This window comes from Microcoleus sp. Pol11C3 (assembly GCF_036701485.1).
In the GTDB taxonomy this organism is placed as follows: Bacteria; Cyanobacteriota; Cyanobacteriia; order Cyanobacteriales; family Microcoleaceae; genus Microcoleus.
The window spans coordinates 78,075-96,660 of record NZ_JAUBQW010000006.1 but is presented as its reverse complement, the minus strand read 5'-3'; the positions used below and the strand labels follow the sequence as shown (position 1 = coordinate 96,660).

Sequence of the window (18,586 nt, the reverse complement as noted above, 5' to 3'; positions counted from 1 at the left end):
GAGCGAGCGCTATTAACGCTTTTTCGCGACTTTGAGCGCGTTACGGATACGTAATAAACTTGGTTTTTTACCGCTCGTAATTTTAACTGATATCAGATTTAACTCACGCCCTCACGTCAATTTTCCAGAATGGACTACTGGGTAATGCTGAGTCACCGAGATAGTTGAGTATTTCTACTCATAATTGTCTCGGATGATTCACTTTTACCCCCTCAATCCGCCTATGTGCCAGTTGGGGGTGCGGAATGTGGGTTGACAAATAGGGAGGATTATGGAAACATTGAATTCCCAAGGGGATATGGATATAAAAAATTGAGCGGGGAGAGGGAAAACCAGCGTCTGTATGGGCTGACGGCTGAGGGAAGGAATATTATTAGGGGAGATTAATTGTGCAACACAATAAAAAACGTTTAAGTTGGTTTGAATCAGGTAAATCCTTGGAATATATTATTGCTCTGTTACAAGAAGCTAAACAAAAAATTCGGATTGCTACAGGATTTTTTACAATAAAAGGATGGAACTTAATCCGTCGTTACACTACAGGTAAAAAAACATATCTTTTAGTTGGCTTAGACGATCCTGGTGAACAACGAGCAAGAATGGCTTTAATTCAAGAAATAATGCGAGACTTACGAACAGGATTAGACAGAGATAGAAGAAAGTCGGTTCGTGACCTTGTGAAAAAAATACAGTCTAATCAATTTGAAATTGTTGATGCTAGGGCAAAAGACCACCATAACAAGCTTTATATTTTTGATGAAAGAGCTGCTATTCAAACCTCCTCAAATTTAACTGGAAAAGGACTCATCGAGCAAGTCGAAGGCGGAAATATTATTACTGAAAAATCGGAAGTGATAGACTTAATTCAGGAATTTGATAACTTTTTTAACAAGGCTCAAGATTTAACCCAAGACCTGCTAGAAATATTGTTAAAATGGTTAGAATTTGCTACACCTTGGGATATTTATCTAAAAACACTATTAACTTTAGAGCAAATTAAACCAGTTAAAACTACTTATAGTAAAAAGCCTCTCATTTATCAACAAGATATGATTTCTTTAACATTAAGCCAAATTCATGAACATGGTGGCTCAATGCTAGTTGCTTCAACAGGACTAGGTAAAACTGTGATGGGAACTTTAATTGCGGTTCAATTAAAATCAGAAGATTTTATTGATAAAGTGATTATTATTTGTCCTATGCCTGTTAAGGCTAGTTGGCGTAAAGAAATGCGAGATGCTAGTATATCTGCTGATTTTTTCAATCTTGAAACTTTAGATAAAGAAGATTCAAATAAAGCCAGGGATCTGGATAGTTGGGAGTATTTTATTAAGGATATCCGCTCAGGGAAAGGACGTTATTTATTAATTTTTGATGAGAGTCATAAGTTAAGAAAGCGTTATCCCGATCCATTTGGAAATAAATATTCTAAAATTGAAAGAAGAAGAGAAAGAAAAGCCTTCACTAGAATCCATGAAGTGGTGAATAAATTTGGAAACCCCGAAAGACTTAAAGTTTTATTGTTAACAGGTTCACCTTACGCCACAGATATTGAGAATATTAATGTTCAACTTCTTTTATTACCTCACACTGCCCCACCTGCACCTGATGTTTTATTTCCGGATTTTTTTGATAATGCTCGTGCTTGGAAAATTGAAGAATCAAGTCAATTCACACAATTACCTGTTGCTCACCAATTAACAACTCCCCACGTTGCTAAATATTATGGTCAATCAGATGAAAAAGGACGTTATATCAATTTGGGAGAACAAAAAAAATATTTTCCTGATGTTCTTCTTTTTACTATTTCTTTTCCTGTAATTTTGGAATCTGAGTTAAGCTCAGTAATTACTCAAGGCTATTTTGATTTAAACATACCTAATGCTATATATCGAAAAAATATTGTTACTCAGATCAAGAAAGCCTGGGCAAGTTCTCCTTTAGCATTAAAAGAAAGTTTAGAAAGTGTTGTCGATACCCCTGGAGGAGAAAAAGCATTTATTTTGGAGAAGTCTGAATTTTTGATTTCAAAAGAAGAACGTCAAGAAGTTTTAAATCCAATTATTAGTAAGCTAGATAAATCCAAACCACAACAAGATAAAAAACTCCAAAATTTGCTGAAGATTATAGATTTTCACTGTCCTCAAGAAAAATTAGTTATTTTTTGTGAACGTTATCCTACTGCTTCTTATTTAGAAGAAACAATTAAATGGTTAAAGCCATTTTTAAGAATATTTAGCACGATTGAAAAAAATAAAGATACTAAATATAAACCAAAAACTTTAAATAAAATAGAAAAAGCAATTGAAAAGTTTGCCCCCATTGCTAATCATACTTCTCCAAATGGTGAAGATACTTATGATGTATTTATCACTACTGATAATTATGGCATTGGCGTTAATATGCAGGATGCCTCAGTTGTAGTTAATTATGACATAGCATGGACTCCTATTGAGCCGATTCAAAGAGCCGGAAGAATTTTAAGACTTTGGGATAATTTTCGGACTGTAAGAATATATACTTTCATTCCAATTCTTACAGAGACCAAAGAGTTACAAGATGAATTTGTAGATATAGGTAAACGTTGGGATAAGTTAATGCAACGCCATGAAGAATCTCGTAAATTAACTGATTTGCCTGTTTTAACATCAGATGATAACCAATTAATTAATATGCCAGATTTTGCTTCGGACACTAAAGTTAAAAAGGGGATTTTAACTCTTGATAATGCCGATGATAAAGACGTTTCTCGTTATTATCAACATACTCGTAAACTACATTTCCATCGCGCTCATGCGGAAAGTCTCGAAAGTGATTTGGTTAGTGCTTTAAATTATTCAGGTGAATATATTCTTATATATATTCTTTTGAAACAGAATGATGACTATAAAATATTATTGTACGATGGACAAAAAGACAACTTGCGCTCTCCTTCACCTGAGTATATTCTAGATTTAATTGAATGTACTCCTGAAACTGAAGTTGCTTTAGTAGAGGCGGACATAGTAGAAGAGTTGGCTGATATGGCTATTAGAAAATGGTGCGCTCAAAATCAGATTTCTGAAGAAGAGGTTAGTAGAGAATGCACATTATATTTGAAGCCCAATGATAGTGAAAATTCTATCAAAAAATTGCTAAGGTATGAAAGCCCTGACGAGTCTGAGGCTGCTGCTCGGACGCGACCCGGCCATCCGCGCGGTTGAGAGAGTTGCTAAACGAAGGTTAAAAGTGTTACACAGTGGAGAGTTCATCAGTTACTTGGATACGACCTTGGGGATGACAAGGTTGGAGGCAATTCGACAAGAGCAGAATCAGCTTTTACAAGAAGCGTCGGCTATTTTAGGCAACAAATTTAAGGCAGAGTGAGAAGGTGTGGCTCGATCGCACTTATGGTAAATTTAAGAGATCCTGGCTTTCCATCACAGCCAGATCAATAAAGGCTTGTAGTCGATCGCTCAATACGCCATGCCCGATTCCGAATTTTCCGACGATCTAAAATGGACGCCAGAAGCCAAGGCGAAGCTGAAAAATATTCCCTATTTTGTCCGGGGACAAGCTCGCGTCCGCATCGAGCAGTTGGCCCGCGAAGCCGACACCACAGTTGTTACAGTTGACTTAGTTGAGCAAGCTCGCATCGAGTTCGGGCAATAAGGGCTCGAAAAGTACCCTAAAGCTTTACACTATAAGTTGCCTGATTTTGATGTTCACAGAGCTACTGAGTCACCCGTGCGGAAAATAGTTATTGCTGGCAACTGGAAAATGTACAAAACTAGGGCAGAATCCCTAGAGTTTCTTCAAGGATTCATGTCCTGCCTGACGGAAACCCCAGAGGAACGGGAAGTCGTGCTTTGCGTTCCCTTCACTTCCTTGGCTGTCCTCTCGAAAAATTTGCACGGCAGCCGGATGAGACTCGGTGCTCAGAACGTCCACTGGCAAGAGTCGGGAGCTTTTACTGGGGAAATTTCCGGGCCAATGCTGAGTGAACTTGGTGTCCGTTATGTCATCATCGGCCACAGTGAGCGACGCCAATATTTTGGGGAAACTGACGAAACGGTGAATTTGCGGCTGAAAGCTGCTCAGAAATACGATTTAATTCCGATTCTGTGCGTTGGGGAAACCAAGCAGCAGCGAGATGCAGGGGAAACTGAAGCTCACATTTTTTCTCAGTTGGAAAAAGATTTAGTTGATGTTGACCAAGAAAAGTTAGTCATTGCTTACGAACCGATTTGGGCGATCGGCACTGGCGATACTTGCGAAACGAAGGAAGCTAACCGAGTTATTGGTTTGATTCGCAGTAAATTGACTAATCCTGGCGTGCCAATTCAGTACGGCGGCTCTGTTAAACCGGAGAATATTGATGAAGTTATGGCGATGCCTGAGATTGACGGGGTTTTGGTAGGCGGTGCTAGTTTGGAAGCTGCGAGTTTTGCTCGAATTGTCAATTATCAGTAATAGGTAATTGCTAATAGGTAATTGCTAAGTGGTAAGTGGAACAAGGGCAGCGGGAATTAAACAGCGATCGCGTACAATTGTGATGTGCCGTTCAGTGTTTCTCGGATCGGGAGAATTAACCTATGAGTGCGATCGTTAAACCCAAACCCGCCTTAGACGAGTTCCTCAAACTTCCTGAAACTGAACCGGCCTCAGAATTTCTTGAGGGAGAAATCATTCAGAAGCCGATGCCTCAAGGTGAACACAGCGTACTTCAAGGTGATCTCTGCAAGACTATCAATCAAGTAGCGAAAACTCGGAAAATTGCCAATGCTTTTCCCGAGTTGCGCTGCACTTTTGGCGGCGCATCAATCGTTCCAGATGTAGCAGTATTCCGATGGGAAAGAATTCCTTTTTTGCCGTCTGGTAGAATTGCTAACCGCTTTGATATTAATCCCGACTGGTCAATAGAAATTCTCTCTCCAAACCAAAGCCAAACAAAAGTGCTGAGTAACTTACTCCACTGTTCGCGAAACGGCACTGAGTTGGGGTGGTTACTAGATCCAGAAGAAGAGAGTATTTTGGCGGTATTTTCCGGACAAAAAGTAGAACTGTACAAAGGTGCAGCTCTGTTGCCAATAATTGATAAAATTGAATTAGAATTGACAGTTGACACTGTTTTTAGCTGGTTAAGTTTTGGTTAAATTAAGAATGGCGCTTCTGCTTTATTCTTGAATCTCTTAGAGAGGGAATTCGTTTGACAAGAAGCGATTTCTCTCGCCGAGTGAGGAGGTGATATGATAAATAACAAAAAAATTACAATTAGAAATAAAGCTTTCGAGTGGGGAAAACGCACTTATTTAATGGGCGTTTTGAACGTAACCCCTGATAGTTTTAGCGACGGCGGAGATTTCTATACTCTAGAATCTGCTTTAGCGCAAGCGGAAAATATGGTAAACTCGGGGGTAGATATTATTGATATTGGCGGTCAATCTACTCGGCCCGGTGCAGCGGAAATATTCTTAGAAGAGGAGATCGATCGCGTTATACCTCTAGTACAAATACTGCGAGAAAAAGCGGATATTTTTGGCTCAGTTCCTATTTCTGTCGATACTACCAGAGCGCAGGTTGCCAAAGCTGCGGTTGAGGTGGGAGCTGATATAATTAACGATATTTCGGGAGCTACTTTTGACTCAGAAATGCTGTCAACCGTTGCTAAGTTAAAAGTGCCAATAATTTTAATGCACATTCGGGGAACTCCCCAGACGATGCAACAATTGACAGATTATCAGGATTTAATGGGGGAAATTGGGGAATTTTTCGAGAGTCGAATTGCGGCAGCAGTTGCTGCGGGGATTGACAAATCTCAAATAATTCTCGACCCTGGTATTGGCTTTGCTAAGAATTACAGTCAAAACTTAGAAATTCTGCGAGAGTTGCGAAAATTCCGTGTTTTAAACTGTCCGATTTTAGTCGGAGTATCGCGAAAAAGCTTCATCGGTCACATTTTGAATCAGCCAGAAGCGAAACAAAGAGTTTGGGGGACAGCGGCGGCTTGTACAGGTGCGATCGCAAATTTGGCAGATATCTTGCGAGTTCACGATGTCAGAGAAATGCACGATGTTTGTCTGGTTGCCGACGCTATCTTCAGAAATCAATCTTGAGAAGTGTGAGTATCGATAACTTTCATTTCCTGAGCCTCAGAATGAGGCATCACATCAGGCATAGAACCCATCAATTCGTTGATGGCTTCTGTCATGTTTCTCGGGTCCATAAACAGAATTTTGGCATTGTCACTTTCGCCCAATTTTTGTTGAGCGTCTAAGTATTTTTCGGTTACTAAGTAATTCAAAACTTGCTTACTATTGGGATGGGAGTCTAAAGCTTCAACTAAGAGCCTCATGTACTCCTTAGTGCCGATCGCCTTATTGACCATTGCTTGCCACTCGCTCTTAGTTGCCCGCTCCAATTCCATAGCTTCTTGCACCCTTTTCGGAGGTGTAATGCTTTGAATTTCCACCCTAATTACTTTGACGCCCCAGGTGTCAGTAGCTTCGTCCAACTTCTTGAGTAACTTTTTATTCATGTCATCTCGGGAACCCAAGATGTCTTGCATTGGCAATCGACCAATTTCAGCGCGAAACGTCGTTAAAACTAAGTTGGCGATCGCATTTTCAATTTGATCGATTCCATAATAAGCTTTCTGTAAATTCACAACCCGCCAATACACAACGGCATCGACTTCGAGAGCCACATTATCTCCCGTGATTGCTGACTGAGGTTTAATGTCTAAAACTCTTTCACGGCTTGTGTCGACGCAGACGACTTTTTCGACCAGGGGACTGATAAAGTGGAATCCTGGCTTGAGGGTGCGCTTGTATTGACCCAAACGTTCGACTAAAGCTTCGTCGCCACCGCTGACTATTTTGACGCTTGAGTTAACAGCGTAGCCGAGCATGAGCGCAAAGAGCATGGTGAGAATAGACTGCCCCATTTCTACTTTCCTGCTAAGGTTGACTGAGAATCGATCGGAATTCTTCTCTAATTTAACTCAAACTCGGTCACACAGTGCTAAAATATCTCGACTGTTAATAACTAACTATTACATTGGGTGGGCCCCCATCTGCTCCGACTCTTACGGGGCTAGTGAAACCCACGATATCAACAACACGTTTCCACAAAAGACATGAAAAAGGATCGAGAGTTTCGCTTGTTCAAACCTTTGAGGTGGATCGCCCCAAGCATTTTGGTGGGTGCAGGAATCTGCAATGTAGCAGCGGCCCAACCGGCACAAGCTGAGCCAATCGCCCTGCAACTCTCGCAAAACTTGCAGTCGCAGAACTTGCAGCCACCGCGCCGAGCACCTGCTGTTCGGGAAGTTCTATCCTACGAAATGAAGGGAGACGAACTCAGGATTTGCAAGCAGGAAGGCAACTCCGAGAAAAAGTGCCAAGTTGTAGGTAAAGGCTACACGGTGGGCTTGAGAACTGCCAACGACCTTTACGGTCAAGGAAATGCTGTCAATGCCGAAGCTTTGTATCGGCAACTAATCGCTCGCTATCCCAAACAAGCTGATGCTTATTACAAGTTGGGAACTATGCTGTCGGGGCAAGGTAAAATGAGCGATGCGATCGGTCTATTCCAAAAAGCAATTGAAGTCAACCCACAGTACGCCAAAGCTCACAACGATTTAGGCGTGGCGATGGCAAGTCAGGGGCAGTTGCCCGAGGCAATTGTTCAGTGGAGACAAGCCGTTAAAATTAACGATCGATATCCCGATGCTTTAAACAATTTAGGAGTCGGTTTGTACCAGCAAGGAGACAAGGAAAACCAAGCCGAGGCCGTAGCCAGCCTCACAAAAGCTAAGGAGTTATTTATCAAGCAAGGCAGAACTCAAGCCGCTAACAGAGTAGATAAAATTCTGGAGGAAATTAATTCGCGGTCGAGCGGTTCCTAAACTCAACCCCGATCGCCGATAGAAAGAAAAAACATTTTTGGCGATCGGCGTTAATGGGCGTTCAACGGCGGTTAAACAACCCCAAAAACGAGAATCTAAAGCATTTCCTTCAAAACTTGTATAATCAAATCCCCATCCACCCGATCGCTCACAGCAGCCTCACCCAACCGCACCGGCAGCACAAACCGCACCTTGCCATCCTGCACCTTTTTATCGAGTTGCAAAGTATGCAAAATTTCCTCAACATCCACACCCCCCGGCAATTTGGCAGGTAAACCCGCTTTTTCAAGCAAAGCAGACTGGCGGCGATCGCACTCAGCATCCCACATTCCCAACTCCACAGCCAATCGGCTTGACGCAGCCATACCGATTGCCACTCCTTCCCCGTGATTGATCACCTTGTAATTGGTCAAACTTTCCACAGCATGACCAATGGTGTGCCCGTAATTCAAAATCGCCCGCAAACCCGATTCCTTCTCGTCTTTGCTTACCACCTCAGCCTTAGCTTGGCAAGACCTGCTCAAAATTTCTGCCAACAAATCCGCCTTTACATAGCGCATTTGATCCAAACGCTTGCAATTTTCCAACTTCCCGAAAAGTTCAGCATCCCAAATCACCCCGTACTTGATGACTTCCGCCATCGCCGAACGAAACTCCCGCGCCGGCAGAGTTTTGAGGACATCCGGGTCAATCAACACCAAACGCGGCTGATGAAAAGCCCCGATTAAATTCTTCCCTAAAGGATGATTTACCCCCGTTTTGCCGCCAATAGCAGCATCAACCATCGCCAGCAGCGAAGTCGGAACCTGCACGACATTAATTCCCCGCAGCCAAGTCGCCGCAGCAAAACCAGTCATATCGCCCACCACCCCGCCGCCCAAAGCCACCATTGTCGAGGAACGTTCTAAACGGTTTGCCAAAGCCGCACCATAAATTTTCTGCACCGAATTTAAAGTTTTGTACTGTTCTCCCGGTGGTAAAATGCAGCTACTGACTTCCAGACCGGCCGATTCGAGGGCTGCTGTTGCTCTTTCGCCGTACTGCCGAAAAATCGACTGATTCGACACCAGCAGAACTTTTTTGCCCAAACTTAGATCGCCCATCAGACTGCCGAGTTCGTCTAAACCGCCCGATCGCACGCAAACATTGTAAGATTGTGGCCCCAAGTCAACTTTAATTATGGATTGCATATTTATCTAATTTAGATATTAGATTTTAGATTATAGTTCTTATATGTCTTTTTATTGATTGTTTTGGAGAAATTGCAATGACTCTTAGCGGAGCAATAACTTATTTCGGGCTTTTCGGCGGAATGGTCGGCTTGGCGACAGTGCTGATGTTTGGTCTGCGGGCTGTCAAACTCATCTAATTCGCCTGCTTTGTGACTTGGAACTCAGAGATTGAAACCTCTGGTAAAAGTATTGATCGTGCGAAGTCTTTGCGCCCCAAAAATCTCTGATTAAACTTAGAGATTTTGCGCGCAAATGCTTCGGTCGATAGAACGTGACAGTAAAATTAGCTTAATTAGACTCTTGGCTGACTGACAATTCTTAACGAGAACTAATTAATCTAACCCCGAACATACTTCTTGGCACACAGCAACAGACCAGAAAAATCTTGGAAAATGAAACGAAAGTAAGGCTGGTAGTTGTTGCGAATCAAAAGAGTAAGACTCCGATAGTCAAATATGTTACTAAATATACCGAAACCTATTCGTTGCAACAAGTTATAGGTGAAAACTCTCACCCTGGCATCTGAATTAATTGGAAGATCCAACTATGTTTGCTAAAATAAAGCTATCGCTCCAATTAAATAACAACAAAGCGACGTTACCAGGAAGTCAAACCAGAGCGGTACGGGGAGTAGTCGCCAGTTTATCCATCCTCAGCTATTGTCGCGTAAGTTTTGTTTAAATATCTGCACCTACTTACACAAGGTCACAATTATTGCCAAGCAGGCGTTTTAACAAGCGCTCTGATAATATTTGACAAGTCATTAGCTACGATCGAGCTTGTTTATAAATTTATCCCAAACCAGTAAATCCTGCTACTGGGGCAGCAATACAAAATAACTTAACATTATCTTAAAAAATTATGAATGCGATCGCCAACTTACCAGATTATCAAATCACAGAGCAATTATACACAGGTACGCGCACCCTTGTCTATCGAGGCATCCGTACCAGTGACCAACAACCCGTCGTCATCAAATTACTACGAAATGAATACCCAAACTTTAACGAACTCGTTCAATTCCGCAACCAATATACCATTGCAAAAAATCTAGACTTTCCTAGTATTATCAAACCCTTAACCCTAGAAGTATATGGCAATGGCTATGCCTTAGTCATGGAAGACTTTGGTGGAATTTCCCTATCTGATTATCTCCAAACAGCCACGGATGAAAACCACAAATCTCAATATTTACCTTTAGGTGAGTTTCTCAAGATATCTCTTAAAGTAACAGAAATTCTGCACTATTTATACCAAAATAGAGTCATACACAAAGACATAAAACCCGCTAATATTCTGATCGATCCCGCAACACAACAAATCAAATTAATTGATTTTAGTATTGCTTCTCTCCTACCAAGAGAAACCCAAGAGATTCAGAATACTAATGATTTAGAAGGCACATTAGCCTATCTTTCTCCTGAACAAACGGGTCGAATGAATCGAGGCATAGATTATCGGAGTGACTTTTATTCTCTGGGGATGACATTTTATAAATTATTGACTGGAACATTACCATTTAGATCGGAAGATGCAATGGAATTGGTACATTGTCACCTCGCGAAACAGCCGATTCCCATCCATCAAATTCATTCAGAAATTCCCCTAGCTTTGTCAGAAATTGTCAGTAAGCTGAGCGCAAAAAATGCCGAAAATCGTTATCAGAGTGCCTTGGGAATTAAGCACGATTTAGAAATCTGTCTAGCGCAACTACAAACTACAGGCACAATAGAACCTTTTGAAATAGGAAAGCGAGATATCAGCGATCGCTTCCTAATTCCCGAAAAACTCTACGGAAGAGAAGCCGAAGTTAATCAACTATTAAATTCCTTCGATCGTGTCGCCAATGGCACAACAGAAATGGTGCTAGTAGCGGGTTTTTCTGGGATTGGGAAAACCGCAGTAGTTAATGAAGTACATAAACCTATTGTTCGGCAACGCGGCTATTTTATTAAAGGGAAATACGACCAATTTCAACGGAATATTCCCTTTTCGGCTTTCGTGGAAGCTTTTCGCGATTTAATGGGGCAAGTATTATCAGAATCAGAAGAACAATTGCAAACATGGAAAACCAATATTCTCGCAGCAGTGGGAGACAACGGGCAAGTATTAATTGATGTAATTCCTGAGTTAGAAAACATCATCGGTAAACAGCCGCCATCCCTAGAGTTATCAGGAACAGCCGCCCAAAATCGCTTTAATTTATTATTTCAAAAATTTGTCAAAGTCTTTACCAGTAAAGAACATCCCTTAGTGATGTTTTTAGATGACTGGCAATGGGCTGATTCTGCATCACTGAATTTGCTCTCATTATTGAGGCAACAAGATACAGGACATCTATTGATATTAGGTGCTTATCGAGATAATGAAGTGTCACCAGTACATCCATTTATCTTAACCGTAGATGAACTGCTCAAAACTGGGGCAACAGTAAATACGATTACATTACCACCGTTAAGAGAATCGGATATTAATCGATTGGTAGCAGATACGCTAACTTGCGAACTATCTGTTGCCCAGCCTTTGACAAAATTAGTCTATCAAAAAACCAAGGGAAATCCTTTCTTTGCAACTCAGTTCCTCAAAGCTTTACACGATGACAAGTTAATTACCTTTAATTGGGATATCCAGCATTGGCAGTGCGATATTTCCCAAATCAAAGCCTTGGCAATTACTGATGATGTTGTTGAATTCATGGCGTTGCAATTGCAGAAATTACCAATTCCAACTCAGGATGTCTTAAAGTTGGCTGCTTGTATTGGGGCGCAGTTCGATTTGCATAATTTGGCAATAGTTTCACAAGAATCAGAAATCGAGACGGCGACGGTTTTATGGAGAGCATTGCAGGAGGGTTTGATTTTACCGATTAGTAATTTTTATAAGTTTTATCAGCTTGAGGGCGATGATAATTTAAACTCAGAAGATGCAAATGCTAATAAACAAAATGCTAAATACAGATTTTTGCATGACCGCGTTCAACAAGCTGCCTATTCCCTGATTCCCAAAAACCAAAAACAGGCAACTCATCTCAAAATCGGTCAACTGCTGCAACAAAACTTATCCGAGATAGAAAAGGAAGAAAATCTATTTGATATTGTCGGGCATTTGAATGTAGGAAGTGGGTTAATTACTCAAGCTGAAGAACGAGAAGCCTTAGCCAGACTTAACTTAGCAGCCGGACAGAAAGCCAGAAATTCTACAGCCTATTCAGCCGCCAGAAGTTTTGTGCAAATAGGAATTGAGTTGCTAACCCCAGACTGTTGGCAAACTCAGTATAAATTAACCCTCAATCTGTATGTAGCGGCGGCGGAAACTGCCTACTTGAATGCTGATTTTGATGGTATGGAAGAAATGGCAGATATAGTTTTGCGATCGGCAAAAACAATACTAGATAAAGTAAAGATATTTGAGATTCAAATCAACGCACTGACAACTCAGAGTCAGATGTTAAAAGCGATCGCACTCGGCACAAATGCCCTAGCACAATTGGGCATTGAACTCCCCTGTGAAACTGACGAAGCCTTGACACGCATTGCACTACAAAACCTTGCCAGTCAAATGGAGGGTAAACAGATTGAGGAACTGGTTAACCTTCCTGTAATGAGCGATCCTCGGACAATGGCGGCCATGCAACTTTTAGGCATCTTGTTTCCACCTATTTTTATGGGAAATCCTGCCTTGCAGCTTCTGCTTTCCGCCACAATGGTCAGTCTATCACTCCAATTTGGAAATGCACCCGCATCAACCATCGGGTATGTGGGTTATGGCATTGTGCTGTCGGGTTTTTTTGGAGAAGTAGAACAAGGTTATCGGTTTGGGCGAATAGCACTGAGCTTACTCAATCAGTTGAATTGGCTGGAATTTAAGTGTATAACTTTACTTTGGTTTGGCGCTTTTATCCAGCATCGTCAAGAAGCACTGAGGGGAATAATCCCAACCGCGAAACAGGGATATTTGCTCGGAATGGAAACAGGTGATTTTCTAAATGCTGGCTTCAGCCTCAGTAGTTATTTTGAGAATAATTTTTTCTCGGGAGTAGAGATTGATGCTTGGGAAGCAGAAATAGAAAATTACTGTGTTGCCTTAGAGACTATCAAGCAATATTCTCCTATGGTTTACGTGAGGATGATACAACAGACGGTGCATAACTTGAGGGAAATTCTCAATCAACCCGATTTATTAATCGGCACTGCATACAATGAAACTGTGATGTTTCCTAAGCACGATCAGGATAGTGAGTTTGCTGCGCTTGCTTTGGGCTGTAGCTACAAACTGATACTTGCCTATCTCTTTGGCAACTACGCCAACGGCCTAGACTACATTGCCCAAGCTAAGGCATATTTTATGGTAGCGGCAGCAACGATTCATGCTCCGGTTTTTCATTTCTATGCCGGGTTAACCTACTGGGCAGTATTCTCTACTCAGTCAGAAATCGAGCAAGGTAACACACTCGCTCTACTGGAAACCCATCAAAATATTCTCGCTCAATGGGCGCACCATGCCCCCATGAATCACCAACATAAAGTTAACTTAGTAGAGGCCGAAAAATGCCGAGTTTTAGGCAAGAGCTATGAAGCAGGAGATTTGTACGATCGCGCAATTGCCGGAGCCAAAGAAAACCAATATATCCAAGAAGAAGCGTTAGCTAATGAACTAGCAGCTAAATTTTATCTAGCCTGGGGCAAAGAAAAAGTTGCTTCTGGATATATGCAGGAAGCATACTACTGTTACAGTCGATGGGGTGCGAAGGCGAAAGTTGCTTATTTAGAACAACACTATCCCCAACTACTAGGAGCTATTCTCCAACCGACTAAACGAGGTATCATATCTGGGGGAACAATCTCTCCCACGCTGATGAGAAGCGTAACTAGCACCAGTAACAGCAACAGCCAGAATTTATGGTTGGATTTTCCGGCGGTGATGAAAGCAGCACAAGCTATTTCACAGGAAATTGAATTAGAGAAACTATTAGCCACTTTGATGCAAATTGCGATCGCCCATGCCGGAGCGCAAACCGGAATTTTAGTAATCGATCAAGAGGCAAAATGGTTAGTAGTGGCGAAAGCGGATCAAAACCATACAGAAAAGAGACATATTGCTTTAGCTGAATGTCAAGAATTACCCCAAATGTTTATTTATTCTGTAGCCCGAAGTCAAACAACGGCGGTTTTTGATAACTTGAGTGCTTCCACTCAATTTGCAGGCGATCGCTATATCATTACCCAGCAGCCTAAATCAGCTTTATGTATTCCGATTAGCAACCAGGGAAAATTAATCGCGATTTTGTATTTAGAAAATAATCTTACAGTGGGAGCGTTTACAAGCGAGCGCATCGAAACCCTCCAAATTCTTAGTGCTCAAGCCGCTATATCCATTGAAAACGCCCGTTTGTATGAACAAGTAGAGAACTACTCTCAAACCTTGGAAGCCGAAGTAGAGCGAAAAACAGAAGAGTTAAGCCAAAAAGCTTTTGATTTAGAGCAAACATTAAAAAATTTACAACAAACCCAAGCACAACTAATTCAGAGTGAAAAAATGTCAGCCCTCGGTCAACTCGTAGCGGGGATAGCACACGAAATTAATAACCCAGTTACTTTTATTCATAGTAATCTTCAGCCGACCGAAAATCATATCAAAGCTTTGCTAAATTTGCTGGAACTTTATCAGCAAGAATATCCAAATAAAAGCTCAGCAATTAAAGCAAGGATTGAGGAAATTGAGTTAGCATTTATCACGGAAGATTTAAATAAAATCCTGCAATCCATGAAAGTCGGAAGCGAACGAATCAAACAAATTATCCTGAGTTTGCGTAATTTTTCTCGCTTAGACGAAGCAGACATGAAATCTGTAGATTTACACGCCGGACTTGAAAGCACTTTACTGATTTTACAAAACCGCTTCCAAGAAAGTGATAATCAACCCAAGGTACAAGTGATTAAAGAGTATGGCAACCTTCCTCATGTCACCTGTTATGCGAGTGAGATGAATCAGGTATTTATTAGTATTATTAGTAATGCTCTTGATGCTCTCAAACAAGTTAGTAAAACTAATAAAAATCCTTTTATTAAGATTCAGACTGAAGTTATAGAAAAAAAGTGGGTAAGAATTGCGATCGCTGATAATGGTAGTGGGATTCCTACCCATATTCAAAAACGCATATTCGAGCCATTTTTTACAACTAAACCTGTCGGGAGTGGCACAGGTTTAGGTTTATCTGTAAGCTATGCTATTATCAAAAAACATGGGGGTAAATTAACCTGTGATTCGACCATCAGCAGCGGGACAATTTTTGTAATTGAGATTCCGATAAACTATGGGGTATAACTTGGGCTAGAGAGGGACTCAAATATTGATGTCAAGAGGAAACTAGAAGGGGCTTAAAAATTCACCGGGATTTTCGGAATGGGGAAACGAGCGATCGCATTGGGGACACCAAGTGGTAAACAAAGGGTGAGTCTCCAGCAATTCCAATTGTTCCTCTCACCTCCACAATCAAAAAATCTGGGTTAGAGTTCGTCGATCGCAAAAATCAAGATTAGATATTCAAAACGCCTAGATTAATGCCGTACTTACCGCCGCCGTTTCTTCACCTGTTGGTACGGATAGCAGTCAATCACACAATCTCTCATGTAACTACCTTTAGAGTCAGATTCCATCAGTTCTAAATAGACATTCTTCGGCACTTCAAAGTATAGATAGGTTTTGCCACTATTAAAAACAACCTCCAGAGTAGAAGTTGTTTCGTCATAACCCACAGCTTTTATCCTGCTGGATTCGACTGGTTATAGTTTCATGATTTCCCGATAAGTAAGGCTACCTGAAAAAAACAGCATACCCAGATCCCTGATTTTTAAAGAAGTCAGGGATCTAAAGCCCGATCGCACCTGAATTTCCCCTAAAATAATTTCTACTCCCTCAATCCAAAATCTAAAATCTAAAATCTAAAATCGAAATGACTCATTCCACCGATATCGTCACCCTCGCCCGCTGGATGGCCGCCGACTTCAGCAACCAAGCCCAAGCCTTTGAAAACCCGCCATTCTTCGCCCACATCCGCGTGTGCATGAGGCCTTTACCCGTTGAAGTTCTGGATGGGCTCAGCTTGTACCTAGAACAAGCCTATGATATCGAACTGCACGTACCGTACCGAGTCCGAGTGTTAAAATTAGTCCCGCTGGGCGATCGCATCGACATCGAAAACTATGCCATAGAAAACGAAGAACAATTCTACGGCGCTTCCCGCGACCCGCAACGGCTGCAAGAAATCAAAAAAGCACAACTGACACTGCTTCCCGGCTGCACCTTTATTACGCAGTGGACGGGCCACAGCTTCAAAGGGTCTGTCGAACCCGGAAAAGGCTGCCTGGTGGTCAGAAAGGGTAAAAAAACCTATCTAGACAGCGAATTCGAGATTGACCAAGACAAATTTATTAGCCACGATCGCGGACGTGACCCAGAAACCGACGCCCACGTCTGGGGAGCCCAGGCCGGCCCCTTTGAATTCACCCGCCGGGCCAGTTTCGCCGACGAAATTCCGGTTTAATCCAAAAAAACAGAGTCCCTCCTGGGTGAACACGCTTGATTAAAGGTTCAGAATGCACCATTACCTGGTACATTAACCCAGTATTGGCAAGCAAGATTCACCGTTGATTTATGAAAGTCCTGGTTATTGGTGGCGATGGCTATTGCGGTTGGGCAACCGCACTCTACCTTTCTAACAAAGGTTACGAAGTTGGCATCCTCGACAGCTTCGTGCGGCGGCACTGGGATCTGGAACTGTGCAGCGACACCCTCACTCCCATCGCACCGATTCAGCAACGACTCCAGCGATGGCAAGATTTAACGGGCAAGTTGATCGACTTGTTCGTCGGTGACATTACCAACTACGATTTTCTCAGCAAAAGCATGAGAAAATTTGCACCAGAGGCGATCGTCCATTTCGGCGAACAGCGTTCGGCACCTTTCTCGATGATCGATCGCGAACACGCAGTCCTCACTCAAGTCAATAACGTCGTCGGGACACTCAACCTGCTGTACGCCATCCGCGAAGACTTCCCCGATTGTCACCTAGTGAAATTGGGGACAATGGGCGAATACGGCACCCCGAATATTGACATTGAAGAAGGCTACATCACGATCGAACACAACGGCCGCAAGGATACACTACCCTATCCCAAACAACCGGGCAGTTTCTACCACCTTTCCAAAGTCCACGACTCCCACAACATCCATTTTGCTTGCAAAATCTGGGGTTTAAGAGCCACCGACTTAAATCAGGGCGTAGTATACGGCGTGCTGACAGATGAAACCGGTATGGATGAACTGTTGATCAACCGTTTGGACTACGACGGAGTATTCGGTACAGCATTGAACAGATTTTGCATCCAAGCTGCGATCGGTCATCCTCTGACTGTTTACGGCACTGGCGGACAAACCCGCAGCTTCTTAGACATTCGGGATACCGTGCGGTGCGTGGAATTAGCGATCGCCAACCCTGCCGAAGCCGGACAATTCCGAGTCTTTAACCAATTCACCGAACTATTCAGCGTCGGCGACTTAGCCTCCTTGGTGCAAAAAGCAGGCATGGCAATGGGATTAAAGGTAGAAATCAACAACATCGAAAATCCCAGAGTCGAGAAAGAAGAACATTATTTCAATGCCAAAAACACCAACTTGCTAGACCTCGGCTTGCTACCGCACTATCTCTCAGATTCCCTGCTCGATTCTCTGCTGAATTTTGCTACAAAATATCAGCACCGCGTCGATAAAAACCAGATTTTGCCGAAGGTTTCTTGGCGGCGGTAATTTTGGGTACAAGCTGCAAGAGTTTTTTTTGACGAACCGCGAAGGCGCGAAGGGCGCGAAGTAAGAGAAGAGAAGAGAAGAGAAGAGAAGGGAAGAAAAGGGAAAGGTTCGCAAATTCTGAATGGAGTTCGCTGTATATTACTTTTTTTCAGGTGGGAAGACGATCTATCTTTGTCTATTTTGCTCTGGGTCCTCTGCTTCTTCTGCGGTTAATTGAAAAATTGCATATTTTTTTTGTGCGGGCTTGTTTGGGAAGAAATGCTGTGAAAAGTCGAATTCTCATCTTGTTGCTTTTAGTTGTTCTGCCGGGATTTTCAGCAAGTGCAGTTTGTGCTTATTATTTAGTACCGGAATGGGCTGCACTAACGGCGAGTAATCAAAATTACCGTCGAGTTAGTGCATCGCCTTCTGCTACGGAAAAGGAGATATTAAGGGCTAAAACAGCACAGGAAATTCATCGAATTAACTGCTTGGCAGAATGTGTGGGATTGCTTTTAGGTGGAATAATTGTATCAATTGGCATTCAGGGAATTTGCATCTTACCGCAGAAACCTATCGCTCGGAATGAGGGGCGGTGAAACTGAAGGAGGAAGTGTAGAAAAGCAGCCGATACCCCGCAATTACTTACTCCCGGCAAGTTAGTAGACGAGAAATTGCATTC

The 18,586-nt window shown here is 42.3% G+C and carries 14 protein-coding genes; 11 read left to right on the top strand and 3 right to left on the bottom strand.

Translation table 11 applies throughout. The annotated features are described in order from the left end of the window. Positions 1-389: 389 nt before the first annotated feature. The 5 genes from QUA40_RS03495 (at position 390) to folP (ending at position 6,095) form a co-directional block, all read left to right on the top strand. The gene (locus QUA40_RS03495) at positions 390-3,203 is read left to right on the top strand and encodes a helicase-related protein (RefSeq protein ID WP_333121808.1); all 2,814 of its coding nucleotides are present in this window, start codon (positions 390-392) and stop codon (positions 3,201-3,203) included. A 262-nt stretch (positions 3,204-3,465) separates the two neighbouring features. Further along, a complete protein-coding gene (locus tag QUA40_RS03490) occupies positions 3,466-3,651 on the top strand; it encodes a PCP reductase family protein (RefSeq protein ID WP_333121807.1) in 186 nt (61 codons plus the stop codon). A gap of 75 nt (positions 3,652-3,726) precedes the next feature. Continuing rightward, positions 3,727-4,452 (top strand): triose-phosphate isomerase, encoded by a 726-nt coding sequence (gene tpiA, locus QUA40_RS03485; RefSeq protein WP_333121813.1) that lies wholly within the window; start codon positions 3,727-3,729, stop codon positions 4,450-4,452. A gap of 122 nt (positions 4,453-4,574) precedes the next feature. After that, positions 4,575-5,135 carry a Uma2 family endonuclease gene (locus QUA40_RS03480; protein WP_333121805.1) on the top strand — a complete coding sequence of 187 codons (561 nt, stop codon included), beginning with the start codon at positions 4,575-4,577 and terminating at the stop codon, positions 5,133-5,135. Between the two features lie 93 nt (positions 5,136-5,228). Beyond that, entirely contained in the window at positions 5,229-6,095 is an 867-nt protein-coding gene (gene folP / locus QUA40_RS03475) for a dihydropteroate synthase (RefSeq protein ID WP_333121803.1), read from the top strand. Here the strand turns inward: folP and QUA40_RS03470 are convergent. Beyond that, complete coding sequence (locus QUA40_RS03470; RefSeq protein ID WP_333121802.1) at positions 6,086-6,925, bottom strand: stomatin-like protein; 840 nt, start codon at positions 6,923-6,925, stop codon at positions 6,086-6,088. The genes folP and QUA40_RS03470 overlap by 10 nt on opposite strands. A 192-nt stretch (positions 6,926-7,117) precedes the next feature. Here QUA40_RS03470 and QUA40_RS03465 point away from each other — a divergent pair, with 192 nt between their 5' ends. Further along, entirely contained in the window at positions 7,118-7,888 is a 771-nt protein-coding gene (locus QUA40_RS03465; RefSeq protein ID WP_333121801.1) for a tetratricopeptide repeat protein, read from the top strand. Positions 7,889-7,983: 95 nt separating this feature from the next. Here the strand turns inward: QUA40_RS03465 and aroB are convergent, their stop codons facing one another. Continuing rightward, the gene (aroB, locus tag QUA40_RS03460) at positions 7,984-9,078 is read right to left on the bottom strand and encodes a 3-dehydroquinate synthase (protein WP_333121799.1); all 1,095 of its coding nucleotides are present in this window, start codon (positions 9,076-9,078) and stop codon (positions 7,984-7,986) included. Positions 9,079-9,155: 77 nt separating this feature from the next. Here aroB and petL point away from each other — a divergent pair, with 77 nt between their 5' ends. Together petL and QUA40_RS03450 are read left to right on the top strand one after the other, a co-directional pair. Next, positions 9,156-9,257, top strand: a complete 102-nt coding sequence (gene petL / locus QUA40_RS03455) for a cytochrome b6-f complex subunit PetL (protein WP_190741595.1) — start codon at positions 9,156-9,158, stop codon at positions 9,255-9,257. Between the two features lie 724 nt (positions 9,258-9,981). After that, the gene (locus tag QUA40_RS03450; protein ID WP_333121797.1) at positions 9,982-15,444 is read left to right on the top strand and encodes an AAA family ATPase; all 5,463 of its coding nucleotides are present in this window, start codon (positions 9,982-9,984) and stop codon (positions 15,442-15,444) included. 245 nt (positions 15,445-15,689) lie between these two features. Here the strand turns inward: QUA40_RS03450 and QUA40_RS03445 are convergent, their stop codons facing one another. Next, the gene (locus QUA40_RS03445; RefSeq protein ID WP_333121811.1) at positions 15,690-15,884 is read right to left on the bottom strand and encodes a KTSC domain-containing protein; all 195 of its coding nucleotides are present in this window, start codon (positions 15,882-15,884) and stop codon (positions 15,690-15,692) included. 188 nt (positions 15,885-16,072) lie between these two features. Between QUA40_RS03445 and QUA40_RS03440 the strand changes: the two genes are divergently transcribed. The 3 genes from QUA40_RS03440 (at position 16,073) to QUA40_RS03430 (ending at position 18,503) form a co-directional block, all read left to right on the top strand. Beyond that, positions 16,073-16,663 carry a chromophore lyase CpcT/CpeT gene (locus tag QUA40_RS03440; protein ID WP_333121795.1) on the top strand — a complete coding sequence of 197 codons (591 nt, stop codon included), beginning with the start codon at positions 16,073-16,075 and terminating at the stop codon, positions 16,661-16,663. Positions 16,664-16,773: 110 nt separating this feature from the next. Further along, entirely contained in the window at positions 16,774-17,925 is a 1,152-nt protein-coding gene (locus QUA40_RS03435) for an NAD-dependent epimerase/dehydratase family protein (protein WP_333121793.1), read from the top strand. Between the two features lie 263 nt (positions 17,926-18,188). After that, positions 18,189-18,503: a hypothetical protein gene (locus QUA40_RS03430; protein WP_333121792.1), complete on the top strand. Its 315-nt coding sequence runs from the start codon at positions 18,189-18,191 to the stop codon at positions 18,501-18,503. Positions 18,504-18,586: the final 83 nt, after the last annotated feature.

Coding starts and splice junctions, on each gene's coding strand:
- QUA40_RS03490 (WP_333121807.1), top strand. CDS start 3,466: ATGCCCGATTCCGAATTTTCCGACGATCTAAAATGGACGCCAGAAGCC.
- QUA40_RS03435 (WP_333121793.1), top strand. CDS start 16,774: ATGAAAGTCCTGGTTATTGGTGGCGATGGCTATTGCGGTTGGGCAACC.
- QUA40_RS03450 (WP_333121797.1), top strand. CDS start 9,982: ATGAATGCGATCGCCAACTTACCAGATTATCAAATCACAGAGCAATTA.
- QUA40_RS03465 (WP_333121801.1), top strand. CDS start 7,118: ATGAAAAAGGATCGAGAGTTTCGCTTGTTCAAACCTTTGAGGTGGATC.
- QUA40_RS03480 (WP_333121805.1), top strand. CDS start 4,575: ATGAGTGCGATCGTTAAACCCAAACCCGCCTTAGACGAGTTCCTCAAA.
- folP (WP_333121803.1), top strand. CDS start 5,229: ATGATAAATAACAAAAAAATTACAATTAGAAATAAAGCTTTCGAGTGG.
- aroB (WP_333121799.1), bottom strand. CDS start 9,078: ATGCAATCCATAATTAAAGTTGACTTGGGGCCACAATCTTACAATGTT.
- petL (WP_190741595.1), top strand. CDS start 9,156: ATGACTCTTAGCGGAGCAATAACTTATTTCGGGCTTTTCGGCGGAATG.
- QUA40_RS03440 (WP_333121795.1), top strand. CDS start 16,073: ATGACTCATTCCACCGATATCGTCACCCTCGCCCGCTGGATGGCCGCC.
- QUA40_RS03470 (WP_333121802.1), bottom strand. CDS start 6,925: ATGGGGCAGTCTATTCTCACCATGCTCTTTGCGCTCATGCTCGGCTAC.